Genomic DNA, 12960 nt, shown 5'->3' on the forward strand with positions numbered 1-12960 from the left:
TTATTTATTTAATTTCTTTCTTTTGGAATGCTAATACTCCTAGTAATCCAAATATCACATAAGTTACAATCGGGACTATCGCTAATTTAAATACTTCAATGCTTTCCAAAGCATTTATATTAATGAAGTCGTATGATAACTTAAATACCGAATAATTATAAATATATTCAAATAAAGTGATCTTACTAGCTAACATGAACATTACACCATCAAATAGAAGGAATATTAAGATTAGCAAGCCAATCGTTTTTCCACTATCTGTAAACATTGTTGCAAATAACATCATTATTGATGCAAATGCTGCAGCATATAACATAGTAAAAATAATTATTTGAGCAAAGTATTTTAAATCGGGCATATCGTTAAATTGAGAAAGAATAGCCCCAGTTCCTGTCATACCAATTGGTAATATTACTGAAAAAATGATTGCCCCAAATGAAAATACCATTAATTTGGAGATATAAATTCTAATTCTGCTATTGCCCGAAGATGCAATACTTTTCATAGTACCCAAAGAATATTCACTAGCGATAAAATAACCAGCTAAAAGACATGGGATTAATTTTAACACGTAATTGTTCTTACCAATGATAGTTAGAAATAATTCATTAACGCTAATTTGCTCTGTTCCATAAATACTCGCTATTAGAGGAAAAAGGGCAGCAATTAACATCAATGCCAATGTCAGTTTTTTAAACGATGTATCCTTTTTTAACTTAAATAGTTCTGATTTTAATAGATTACCCATGCTGAATTCCTCCAATAAGCTTTGTAAAGTAACTTTCTAAATCTTGACCCATTGACTTAAACTGTTCAATGATTAACCCTGCGTTAACTAATGCTGTAGAAACTTTGGTTGGTTGATCAAGATACTTATATAGTCTAATCACACCATCTGGCATGACCTCGAAATCATTAGTAGAAAGCACAGTTTCAATTATTGTTGCAGCTTTTTCGGTATTATCTACTTTAATATGGAAATATTGCTGACATTTATCTTCTAGCTGATGAAGTGTCATTTGCTCAATCAATTCTCCCTTATGAATGAAGCCATAATGAGTAGCTAACAAATGAAGTTCACTTAAAATATGACTTGATATCAGTATAGTAACGCCTTTTTCACTATTGAGCTTTTTTAATAACTCTCTTATTTCTACAACTCCCATAGGGTCTAATCCATTAATGGGCTCATCTAGAATTAAAAACTCTGGATCTCCTAAAAGAGCAATCGCAAGAATAAGTCTTTGTTTCATACCTAAAGAAAAATTCTTCGCCTTCTTTTTCCCCGTATCATGAAGACCAACAAGTGCTAGTGTTTTTTGAACACATTCTTTACCTGGGACGCCTTTTAAAAGTCTATGTGCTTCCAAATTCTCAGCAGCTGTCATATGTGGATATATTGCAGGTTGCTCAATCGTAGCACCGATACGCTTTCTAGCTTGAATTAACTTCCTTTCGTCCGTTTCTCCAAATAACTCTACAGTACCTGATGTGGGCATTGCTAATCCAGTCACTAAACGAGTTAGCGTGGATTTACCAGCACCATTCTGCCCAATAAAGCCGTAAATAGAACCTTTTTCAATCGATAGATTCACTTTATTTAAAGCAACTTGATGTTTATATTGCTTTGATAATTGATTTGTCTTAAGTACACAATCTTTCATATACTTACCTCCCTTACTTGATATACTTAGTATAGTAAGAAGAACATAAGAGAAGCTTAAGTTAAATCTAAAGAAAACCTTAAGATTTAAGACGGTAGCCCATTCCCCAGATTGTTTCAATATATTCAACACCGGGGCTAGCCTTAGAGAGCTTACTTCTTAAATTGCTCATATGAACATTAATGGTATTATCATCACCATAAAATGCTTCATTCCAAACATTTTCAAACAAGTTCTCTTTCGTGAAAATTTTGTTAGGTGATGACATAAGAAGGACTAAAATATTGTATTCACGAGCTGTAAAAGCGAGTGATTTCCCCTCAACAACTACTTTTTTAGCTTCTGTATCAATCACTATGTTTTTGCACCTTAATTCTTTTTTCATCGGAAGTTCCTGCAAACGTCGATATCTTCTCAAATGAGAGTCAATTCTCGCTGATACTTCATCTATATCAAATGGTTTCGTAATATAGTCATCTGCCCCCGATCTTAAAGCATCAATTTTAGCTTGCTGCTCCAGTTTTGCTGAGATAATAAGGACTGGAGTGTTACTTTGTTCAGCTATTTTTGACAGTATTTCTTCTCCATTCATACCAGGAAGCATTAGATCGAGTAATACCATATCCCAATCTTGCTTCTCCAAGTAAATCATGGCTTCTGTTCCTGAGAAAGCTGGCTGTGAAGCATATCCACTTTTTTCAACGATCCTACATAATAATTGATTTATATCATTGTCGTCTTCAACAACTAATATGTTGATTAATTGTGCCACCACCATCAACTCCTTTAACTATGAGGCTTGATTATATTACTTAATAAATCATTCATAATCAAACATATTATTTTAACCCAATTTGTCTGTAAATTACTCTTAAAATCATTGAAGGCACAATGCATGATGAATAATTTTTTTTATTGAAGAGAAGATACGTTCGTACTATCAACAAGCCCATTCAATAAAAGCTTCTTTCGGGGGAGTACCAGGGGCTTTACTTGAAGACCATTGAGCTGCTTTGACAGCTCTCTTTTCTTATTGTAGGAAGAAATTACATATATAAAATAAGGCAATACATTGTTAAGATTTGATAGGTAAAGTATTCTATGGAATGAAATAGGAACGGTGGCGTTTCTCCAACAAGTGAGGAAGTTTTTTTACTAACAGAGCAAGTTAGCTCAAAAAAAGCCTAAAATAAAGAAAGTAATAAATAGTTTGAGGAAATTCATCATTTAGCATGAAATCCAAATTATCGACCATGAGCGATTTCGGGTGGAAGAGTAGCCACTTATAGACACTCAACTAATGATTTAGTTATTTTTCATAATAGTAAAGAAATCGGATCTTTCTATAAACCCAAAAATGGTTTTAAATATTTTCAAAATTTAAAGTGAGTTGGTGAAAAAAATGTTTACATGTAAAGTTTGTGGTTTTGATAAATTAGAATGGCCGCAGTATTTAGAAGATGATGCACCAAACTTTGTAATTTGCGATTGTTGTGGTTTCCAATCTGGATATGATGATTTAGATCAAGGTTTAACTTTTGAAGAATATCTAGATAAATGGATTAAAAGAGGGGCTACATGGGTAGATAAGAGTAAAAAACCAAAAAATTGGTCTCTTGAAAAGCAATTGAAAAATATTAAGAAATTAAATATTTAGAGTCAGTAAAAATTAGCAAGCGTTTAGTTAGTATTGGCTAAAGTCCTGAGAGATAATTTCTCTCAAAAGTTTTCCTCTACAAAATAAATGAATAATCCTTATTAAGCTAACGGAGTTCGATTGTTCAATTAGAGCAATTTCTTCTTATGCTAACAGAGTAGGTTAGCATAAGAATATAACAATAGTTGTAAAAAAATGGAAATGAGGTGAATTCAATGGGGAATGTTAAGTGGATAAATGGAAGCTATAAAGAGGATAACCGTATTTTTGATTCGGAGTTTGAAGTTAAAGAATGGACAGAAGCATTATATCCAGATTTTGTTGCCTATTTAAGTGATAAAAATAATGTAGGATATGCAACACCTGATGAAAAGGTAATTAAATATTTAGCATCCCTTTTTCCTCAATGGGCTGTTTATAACAACTTGCAAATCGGTGTCTGTACAGGAAAAACAGAAATAAATGGACAAATCATCTATAAAATTTGGACAGTAAAATAATAATTATTTTCGCTAACGGGGCAGGCTACTTTAATATGGAAAAAAAAATAAACTGTTTAAAAGCTATTCTTAATCGTGTTCTAAAGGAGGTCTATCAATGAGTTCAATTAATGAAAAACTGGTCCTGTTACATAATGATATGATAAGCATGGGTGGGATAATAGACTTAGACTGGTGTGGCAAATTATTTTATCCCTATTATAAACATTTTAATGACGATAATTTCAGATATAGAGCAGGTTCACTTACTGCTTTTTGGGGACTTCTCTTAGAGTGGGAAGACGAAAGTGGATTTCCATTCTATACAGGTGTTGAAGAATGCGACTGTCATCATTTTGATAAGTACCTTAAAGAGTTTTTAAAATATTCTTCCGACATAAAGAAGCAATACCCGAACATTTATCTTATTATCATTGAATCGCTAAACAAACTGAATAAAAGAGAGGTTTGGGAAAATGAATTTCCTCACATTACAAGTGACCTATTTAGTACGATTAGAAAAGAATTGCTGGAGACTGATGTTCAAAGATTAAACGGTGAGGTTTATGATCTTGCATTAAAAGAAGCAGGAATGTCTTTTAAACTCCCATGAAAATAAAACTCTTCAATTTCGGAATAAAGACAACACGAAAGCAGACGCAGCCCATTTGTTTTTTAGAATTTGCAGCGTCAAGATAGGAAAGAATTATCTGTTGGATTAGGAGGCATCCGGTTCAACGATTGTGTAGCTTTTGTTACAATACTACATGCTTCGCTTTTGTTTGGTAAGGGTTTAAAAACTGCTAATTTTTCAAAAGACAATCAGTTAGAAATAATATATGTTGAGAATGGTAGTAAACAAAAAATAACAGCAAATTATTATATTGAAAAAGATTCTGTATTATATATTTCTAATACCTAGCTAAAAAACACGAAAATTAATGAAAGTATTAAATTATATTGTAAGTAGCAATATAAACAAGTATTTTTAAAATTTTAGTAAACAATATACAATAAGATTTGGTCAGGGTAATTTAGTATCTATTGTGAAGAAAAGTGGTCCAGGAGATAGAAGAATTTTTTCATTTGAATATGCAATAGTTACTTTCAAAAATGGGAAAAAAACTGTTAAAGAAAAAGCTTGGCATTATCATTTAGGGAATCCTAATGTTCACTATGTTTTCAGATGGAATGGTCAGTATATAAAAGGATATACATTTACTGGTGAAAAGAAATATATGTGGGTATGGTAAAAGGAAAATATAAAGGAGTTAATTATGGGGTTTTACTTTGAGTATGTAAATATTGATTGTGAGAATGTCCAAGATTATTTAGAAAAGATGCCTTTTGCTATCAAAGAATTACCTCAATTTCTTATTGATATTTCTGGGCTTTATATACCTGAATGTAATGAGAATTGGTTTCCTTCTTGGATTAAAAAGATAAATGGATTTCCACTGTACTTTTTCATTGAAGTTGAAGATTACATGAAAAAAGAATTCAATTCATTTTGTGTTCAATATGCATTTAATCCTAAAAACTATGATTTAGAAGGAAAGTATAAAATTATAGAAGTTGTAAATGAAGGCAAATTGAAACAGTTGTTTTCTTTAGTCATACCAATATCATGTGCAGGGGATCTAGTATTGTGGGTCACGCAAAAAAATATATTCTTTGAGAAGAATAACTCAAATAGTAAACAAATTCGCATGCTAGATGGTCAAAATATTTTTTGCATAGGACACGATTGCGAAAATTTGCTTATCTTGTCAAATGACTCTAACTTCAAAAATGCTAAAGAAATGTCCAATACTTTTCCAGAAGGTACAAAGTATGAAGATAATAACGGTTAAATAGGTTTTAAAAAATAGTTAAAGAAAATGATGAACATCAAATTCTCGATGTTCATCATTTTTTACTTTTAACAACACACATTATAAAAAAGTCGGAATGACTAACTGTGTAAACTTTGTGTCCCGTTTTTTTCGAAATTACGAATAAATTGCGAATGTGCGTACTTGGTGTTCTTTTACAATTATGGGGTGTTGGCGTATAAGCCCTCCCTCAAGCCAAATGATTTTAGTTTACATAATATAAATACCTTGGTCACAACTTTCTAATTATCGGATGGTTCCAATAATTTATCCTTCACAAGGGGATTATTCGTTTAAATAATGCTAATTATCATTTAATGTAGATTTGTCCAATATTCATAAGAGCGAACAAACTAAGCTAGTTGATACTATATCTTAACAAAGGATAAAAAGGTGATACGGAGTATTTTTCCTTATCAACTTTTTTATTATTATGAAATTATTTTGTGGATAGTTTAGTCAAATTAGTTAGTAGCAACATCGAATACGGAAATTGAATTAGCTGAAAAATGCTGACAGCAAACTTCGTATTTGTCTGGGGTTGAAATAGGGGATAGGAAGATTACCATTCAGACGTTAGAAAAGATTACTGAGGGCTTGGAAAAAGACACCAAGTCGTATCTTTAAATTTGACACTCTAAGCTTCGATAATAAGTATTTTGAAAAAAAGAGTTGAGTATGATCTTGCAAAATCTAATAGAAGATAAAAGGAAAAAATTACTAATGAGATATTTAATACATACAAATATTGAAGGGATAAGGAAAAGCTGTAGTCTAAAGTTGTAGAACAGGAGGTGCTCATCCTATATTATGTAAAATCAAGAAACACGGAATACTTTTATTGTGCGCTGTGAGAGCAATCGAGATGGGCAAGGGTACGTGTTACTGAATCTCGATTGCTCTCACAGCGTTATTATTAATGTAAAAATTCAGTAATTAAAGTATGGCTTTCGGAGTGAATTTATTATTTGCTGGCTTATTAGCGGCATTCGCACCGATCGATTCTATAATCCTATTAATCGTTGCGCTTTCTTTCCTTGGGTTGGGCTAGAAATTTGGAATAAGTGGTACTGCTCCTTATCCAAATTTCTATATAGGGATTGTGGCATAAATCAGGATATTTAGTTGAACATCGGGAAAGATACTCCTAAAAATGATTATGTGTCGGGACCCCATCTTTTTGTTTGTTCGTATTTTTTCGTTAAAAAGCGAATGGGAACCCTAGATACATTATTTTAATTTTGCTAAACGACTTGTTAACGGTTCACGCCAATCCTCTGCTAGTTCTGGAACAGCTACAATTTTCTCCATTGCCTCAATATCCTTCCGTCTATGAAAATATACTTCGTTAGAAAATAGAATAGAAACTGAGTCAGGATGACGTTCTAGCAGTTTTATTTGTGAATCTTTACGAACGATACCTTCTTCAAGAACGCGACATAAATAACCAGTATAACCGGTCGCTACAATGCGAGGTAAAATCCCAGGAATGCCAAGTCTTTTTGAAATGGTACTGCATGGGATTCGGCTTTGTGTAACTTGAATAATGGCCTCTCCTAATTGATATGTATCCCCGATGAATACATCACATTCTAACATATTTGTTACAGTAATGTTTTCACCAAATGTAGATGGAGGGAGCTTCGTTTGAAATTCTTGTTCCCACTGTGCGTAATGTTCATAAGGATAGACGCAAACTGCTCGATCAGGCCCACCATGGAACCTTAGGTCAGCTACACCGTCTCCCAGAAATCCATCTTTTGATAGGAAAACCTCTTCAGCAAGTTCTTTACAGATACCTGTTGTCATTTCTTTATTTACTGCATATTTCATTGGTTTCGGTTTACCAATGCTAAAATGAACAAGTTCAATTCCCATATATGTTCTCCTTTAATACTGTTTTCAATATTGTTGTAGTTTTGAAATACTCTTGTTTTTATAAAAAATTTTGTTCACTTCTGTGTCCTTATGCCATTAAAGCATCCCTTTGTTGAAGTTCATAAAAATCTTTTTTCATATCCCAAATCGCCTCCTGATATCCTCATTTTATACAAATATAGAAGGCTAATAAATAAGTTTAATAAGGATATTTGATTGTTTGTATTTATTATATAAAGAATTTAGGGTATTCTATTTTATAAAAAAAGGTCGTATAATTTATGGACCAAATTGATAAAAATATCGTGGGATTATTACAGTCAAATGCAAAAATTTCAATGAAGGATTTAGGGAAAGCCGTTCACTTATCTTCTCCGTCAGTAACTGAGCAAGTATGGAAGTTAGAGGAGCAACAAATTATTGAAGGTTACCATGCACATGTTTCTCTAAAAAGCTAAACCGTCCAATTTCTGCACTAATATTGTTTACATCAAAGGATTATTACTTTAAAATACAATAACTTAATAACTTAATAACTTAATAACTTAATAACTTAATAACTTAATAACTTAATAACTTAATAACTTAATAACTAAATTATCTGATTAACAAAAGTAATAAAAATTTCATTAAAAAGGATTGAAGTAGTATGGAATTACGGCATTTAGAGTATTTTTTAATATCTATATACCGGGGCTTCATTAGGGCCAACTGCTGACCAATCAATGGCTGAAGCTGACATCATTAATTTACGTGTTCCTTACCAAGCTAACCCTGTAATGCGTGGGAAAATCAATGCAGGTGAGATATACTATATTGACCAACATGTATCACATACAGCAGAAGAAGTAAGAAAAGGGTCATTAGGAAACATTGATTATGCAATTATCGAAGCAGCTGCGATCACTGAAGAAGGTTATATTATTCCAACTGGTTCTGTGGGGAATTCACCCATCTTTGTGGAACAAGCTGATAACGTTATCATTGAACTTAACACTACTGCTCCTAAAGCGTACGAAGGCCTTCATGATATCTTTGTACCAAAGAATCAAGGTGAGCGTAGAGAGATTCCACTGTACAAAGTTTCAGATCGAATTGGAGAAATTGGAATCAAAGTTAATCCAGATAAAGTAAAAGGAATTATATTATCAGAACAGCCTGATATTCCTTCACCGTTATTTGAGCCAAATGAAGAAACACAGCAAATTGCAAATAACTTATTAGAATTCTTAGCTGGTGAAGTAGAAGCTGGAAAATTGACAGAATCATTAGCTCCATTACAGTCTGGGGTAGGGTCTGTTGCTAATGCAGTTTTAAATGGTATGAAACATTCTCAGTTTAAAGATATCGAAGTTTTTTCAGAAGTATTACAAGATGGTATCTTTGACTTGATCGATGCTGGTGTAGTTAAATTTGCAGCTGGTACTTCGTTCTCACTTTCGAAGAAGCGTGTTGATTCACTAGCTGAAGATTTAGAAAAATACAAAGGGAAAGTTTTGTTCAGACCTCAGGAAATTTCTAATCATCCAGAAATTATTCGTCGTTTAGGCGTTATTTCATTTAACACTGCGATTGAAGTAGATATTTACGGAAACGTAAATTCAACTCACGTTAGCGGAACAAAAGTGATGAATGGAATTGGTGGATCTGGTGACTTTGCTCGTAATGCTAGAATTACAATCTTTGTAACGTCTTCCCTAGCAAAAAATGGAGCTATCTCAACAATCGTTCCTTTCGTATCACATATCGACCATACAGAGCATGATGTAGATGTAATTGTGACAGAGCAGGGATATGCTGATCTTCGTGAACTTCCACCGGTGAAGAGAGCAGAAAAGCTTATCGAAATCGCACATCCTAAGTATAGACCACAATTACGTGCTTACTTTGAAGAAGCAAAAGAAAAAGTGGGTGGGCATACACCACATATTCTTGAGAAAGCTTTTTCTTTCCATACAAGCTTAAAAGAAAAAGGTACGATGTTAATTGAGAAAGAAAAGATAAAAAAATAATTTATGAGACTAAAAAGGGGTGCATATGTAATATGTAGCCCTTTTTATATTTTTTTCTGAAATCCAAATTTAAATAATTTTTAAGTGCTTCATTATAGATTTTATCTATCATTATCATAGAAATGATACAATAGACGAATGATAAAATTCTCTTTACACTGAAGATAAGTTCATAAAGAACTATCAAATTGTAAAGGGGTTTTTTTTATGATGTTTCAAGAAATAGCAGGCATTAAAATTCCAGATTCTCAATTGGCGAAAGATGCAGTAGATATTTTACGTGAGCATGGAAATGACTTGTTGTGGAATCATTCGAATCGTGTGTTTTTATTTGGTGCAGTCAACGGAAAAAATGCTAAACAGAATTATGATTTAGAGTTGCTGTATGTTAGTGCATTATTCCATGATTTAGGCTTAACAGAAAAATTTAGTAGCCCAGATTTACGATTTGAAGTGGACGGTGCAAATGCAGCAAGAAGCTTCCTACAGCAGTATCAAATTCCAGATGAATCGATTCGTCTAGTATGGGATTCGATCGCATTACACACTACACCTGGCATTGCAGAACATAAAGAGACTGAAGTAGGATTACTCTTTTCAGGTGTTGGCTTAGATGTGATGGGGGATGGATTTGAACAATTTCCTGCGCACCTACGTGAAGAAATTATAAAAGCCTTCCCTCGTAACAATTTCAAACAGGAAATTATTCCAGCGTTTTATGGAGGCTTTAAGCATAAGCCAGAAACTACTTTTGGTAATATGAAAGAAGATATTGTTCAACATTTTAGACCGGAATATAAAAATAAGAATTTCTGTCATTGTATCTTACATTCACCATGGTCAGAATAAGAAACCGCAATAGCAGCGTAACGAGGTAGAAAGTTTGAACATTTGTATAGGGTTATTCTTTGAATTTTTAAACGTTGTAAACCCGTATTTTTCTGACCACTAAAGGAGTAAAAGAAATTTAGGTAGATGACGACTGTTCAACAATCGGGCGCTTTCATGGAAACATGGAAAGCGTCTTTTTAGATTATTCAATGATTGAGATTTATCAATATCTTAGATTATTGAATATTCTCAGTAGACAAATATAGTTTTTAATTTCCCAAAATGAAAACAAAAAAAGGAGAGTTATTATGTCAACCCAAAAAGAACCAATTCAATTTCCAAATAGCAAACAAACACAGTTTGCAAAGGGCGTAACGCTAATCGACATTGTTAAAGAAATCACAAGACTAGCGAAAAAAGCCGCTGCGGAAAGTGTAAATTGAAGTGAATTATATTGTTAGAGCTAATTGTCCGTAAATAATCCTAACAAAATATAATAAACGAATTATATTGCACCATTTGTTCTGAAACATTCGTGTTTAAGAGATAGAAGTGCTATTTGTCCATCGGCTGAACACATCAAGAATTAAATAAAACACGAATATTATATTTAAAGTTGTCTATATGAAACTGAACGGAAATGTGGTAATCGATTTGACGAATGTTAATCCGAAGTAAGGAGAGGTGGAGTCAGATTTATGCGGATACAGCGATAAGGACAAACATACCCAAACCACGCTTTTTGGTGCATTTTTACTTCAACTTACGTGGCAGAATAATGAAAAATCAGTTAATATTAAAAATAAACATTTTTGAAAAGAAAAGGGGAGAAATTTATGTTTTCTAATGAAGAAAGAGAGTCTATTTATAAAGTTATTTATAATAGGAGAGATATTCGAAGTTTTTTATCAACTCCTATCCCTGAAAACATTATACATAGAATATTAAATGCAGCTCATCATGCACCTTCAGTAGGATTTATGCAACCTTGGAACTTTATTTTGATTTCCACTGACAAAATTAAAGAAAAATTGGCTTGGGCAGCAGAAAAAGAAAGCCGAGCATTAGCTATTCATTATGATGGGGAGAAAAAAATGAAATTCCTTGATTTAAAAATTGAGGGTTTAAAAGAAGCTCCTATGACTATTTGTGTTACATGTGACCCTACAAGAGGAGGTTCCCATGTATTAGGACGAAATTCAATTCCTGAAACAGATATTTTATCAACAGCCTGTGCTATTCAAAATATGTGGTTAGCAGCTTGTGCTGAAGGGCTTGCGATGGGGTGGGTAAGTTTTTATAAAAAGAATGATATTAGAGACATTTTAGAAATACCACCACACATCGATCCCATTGCTCTTATATCAATCGGTTATACTGAAAATTACCCAGAAAAGCCCATTTTAGAGTTAGCTAATTGGGAAAAAAGACGTTCTTTAGAACATCTTATTTTCGAAAATAAATGGGGACAAAACTAAAGACTTAATAATCTATCAGGGTGCGTTAATTGAATAATGTTGAATTGCATAGGCAACTCTTTTTTTTATTGAACTAACGAAGTAGTTTAATTTAAGAAGGACTTTTTGCATTAAAGTTGCTAACTGAACTTATAAAAGTTTCTCCTTATTACTCGGGTGTATATCACCTGTTTTAATGCTTATAACCTCTACTCGAATTGTTTCACTTACCAAATCGACTTGTTCCCAGATCAATGAAACGAGCTCAGAACGCCTCAGACCTGTTGTTGCTAACAATTTAAACCATTATCTCATTCCGCATCGAAAAACGTGATTTGGCGCGTTCTAAATAGTCAAATAGCTGCTTTAGATCCGTTAATGTCATATAAATAGGAAGTATCATCGGCCTTTGGCGATTCAATCCCGCGCGTAAAATCATTAGGAAGGTATCGTTCAATTAAACAATATTTGGCGAACTATTTTAAGGAAGAGATTTTTCGGTTCACTTGCAAGTATAAAACCTCCAGATATCGTATTAAACTATAATTATTATCTGTACAAAATCATCCCATTATCGTAAAAAAGGGGATTATTCGTTTAAATAATGCTAATTATCGTTCAATGTAGATTTGTCCAATACTCATAGAAATTATTCATATTAATGAACTTAAATAGTTGTAACAGAAATATGATACAAGTTTCATTGAAGAATAATTATATTGATATTTATTGAGGAATTCATGAAGAGTCGAACATTCAAATATGTATGTTCGACTTTTTTTATTCATTCAGATATATAATTGAACAGAAATAAATCAGAAATCAGGTTAATTTTAAATATTGCGAATAAAGTATTTAATACTTATAAAAAAAAGAGAAATAAGCGAGAAATGACTTTTAATAACCACTCAGTAGAGTAAGAAGAATAATACATTATCATTAAAGAGTGCGTTTTATTATCTGAGCATACTCTAATGTTATGTCAAATAACAGGTATCCGTACTAATAATAAATATTAAAATCTAAGCGTTTTGCTTACTATTTACATTGTTGATTAATTGTTGAAATCAATCCGATTTAGTATGCTATTTACAATGTTATTATTTTT

13 protein-coding genes and 2 pseudogenes are annotated in these 12960 nt (G+C 32.4%); 10 read left to right on the forward strand and 5 right to left on the reverse strand.

Annotated elements, in window-relative coordinates; genetic code table 11:
* Nucleotides 1-4: 4 nt before the first annotated feature.
* The 3 genes from AC3WSK_RS06730 to AC3WSK_RS06740 form a co-directional block, all read right to left on the reverse strand.
* The gene (locus tag AC3WSK_RS06730) at nucleotides 5-748 is read right to left on the reverse strand and encodes an ABC transporter permease (protein WP_079562604.1); all 744 of its coding nucleotides are present in this window, start codon (nucleotides 746-748) and stop codon (nucleotides 5-7) included.
* Complete coding sequence (locus tag AC3WSK_RS06735; protein WP_492413236.1) at nucleotides 741-1664, reverse strand: ATP-binding cassette domain-containing protein; 924 nt, start codon at nucleotides 1662-1664, stop codon at nucleotides 741-743. Before AC3WSK_RS06735 ends, AC3WSK_RS06730 begins: the two co-directional genes overlap by 8 nt.
* A 79-nt stretch (nucleotides 1665-1743) precedes the next feature.
* Complete coding sequence (locus AC3WSK_RS06740; RefSeq protein ID WP_492413238.1) at nucleotides 1744-2436, reverse strand: response regulator transcription factor; 693 nt, start codon at nucleotides 2434-2436, stop codon at nucleotides 1744-1746.
* Nucleotides 2437-3066: 630 nt separating this feature from the next.
* Here AC3WSK_RS06740 and AC3WSK_RS06745 point away from each other — a divergent pair.
* The 5 genes from AC3WSK_RS06745 (at nucleotide 3067) to AC3WSK_RS06765 (ending at nucleotide 5653) form a co-directional block, all read left to right on the forward strand.
* Nucleotides 3067-3321, forward strand: coding sequence for a hypothetical protein (locus tag AC3WSK_RS06745; RefSeq protein WP_079562606.1), 255 nt, complete (start codon nucleotides 3067-3069; stop codon nucleotides 3319-3321).
* 215 nt (nucleotides 3322-3536) lie between these two features.
* Nucleotides 3537-3821 (forward strand): hypothetical protein, encoded by a 285-nt coding sequence (locus AC3WSK_RS06750; RefSeq protein WP_492413240.1) that lies wholly within the window; start codon nucleotides 3537-3539, stop codon nucleotides 3819-3821.
* Between the two features lie 97 nt (nucleotides 3822-3918).
* Nucleotides 3919-4413, forward strand: coding sequence for a hypothetical protein (locus AC3WSK_RS06755; RefSeq protein WP_492413242.1), 495 nt, complete (start codon nucleotides 3919-3921; stop codon nucleotides 4411-4413).
* A gap of 433 nt (nucleotides 4414-4846) precedes the next feature.
* Nucleotides 4847-5053, forward strand: a complete 207-nt coding sequence (locus AC3WSK_RS06760; RefSeq protein WP_079562610.1) for a hypothetical protein — start codon at nucleotides 4847-4849, stop codon at nucleotides 5051-5053.
* 24 nt (nucleotides 5054-5077) lie between these two features.
* Nucleotides 5078-5653: a hypothetical protein gene (locus AC3WSK_RS06765; protein WP_492413244.1), complete on the forward strand. Its 576-nt coding sequence runs from the start codon at nucleotides 5078-5080 to the stop codon at nucleotides 5651-5653.
* 1251 nt (nucleotides 5654-6904) lie between these two features.
* Here AC3WSK_RS06765 and AC3WSK_RS06770 read toward each other — a convergent pair.
* Nucleotides 6905-7552 carry an MOSC domain-containing protein gene (locus tag AC3WSK_RS06770; protein WP_079562612.1) on the reverse strand — a complete coding sequence of 216 codons (648 nt, stop codon included), beginning with the start codon at nucleotides 7550-7552 and terminating at the stop codon, nucleotides 6905-6907.
* Between the two features lie 281 nt (nucleotides 7553-7833).
* On the opposite strand from AC3WSK_RS06770, the pseudogene AC3WSK_RS06775 reads away from it, so the two are divergent.
* The 5 genes and pseudogenes from AC3WSK_RS06775 to bluB form a co-directional block, all read left to right on the forward strand.
* A pseudogene (locus AC3WSK_RS06775) lies at nucleotides 7834-8051 on the forward strand (Lrp/AsnC family transcriptional regulator); the annotation flags it as partial.
* A gap of 184 nt (nucleotides 8052-8235) precedes the next feature.
* A pseudogene (gene scpC / locus AC3WSK_RS06780) lies at nucleotides 8236-9564 on the forward strand (succinyl-CoA:acetate CoA-transferase ScpC); the annotation flags it as partial.
* Nucleotides 9565-9774: 210 nt separating this feature from the next.
* Nucleotides 9775-10413 carry an HD domain-containing protein gene (locus AC3WSK_RS06785; protein ID WP_079562640.1) on the forward strand — a complete coding sequence of 213 codons (639 nt, stop codon included), beginning with the start codon at nucleotides 9775-9777 and terminating at the stop codon, nucleotides 10411-10413.
* 290 nt (nucleotides 10414-10703) lie between these two features.
* Entirely contained in the window at nucleotides 10704-10838 is a 135-nt protein-coding gene (locus AC3WSK_RS06790) for a hypothetical protein (RefSeq protein ID WP_427483670.1), read from the forward strand.
* Between the two features lie 393 nt (nucleotides 10839-11231).
* Entirely contained in the window at nucleotides 11232-11873 is a 642-nt protein-coding gene (gene bluB / locus AC3WSK_RS06795) for a 5,6-dimethylbenzimidazole synthase (protein ID WP_079562615.1), read from the forward strand.
* Nucleotides 11874-12002: 129 nt separating this feature from the next.
* Here bluB and AC3WSK_RS06800 read toward each other — a convergent pair whose 3' ends face one another.
* On the reverse strand, nucleotides 12003-12149 hold the full coding sequence (locus AC3WSK_RS06800; protein WP_427483669.1) for a hypothetical protein: 147 nt from the start codon (nucleotides 12147-12149) through the stop codon (nucleotides 12003-12005).
* Nucleotides 12150-12960: the final 811 nt, after the last annotated feature.

Source organism: Lysinibacillus sp. EB271-A1-10B, from assembly GCF_058791335.1.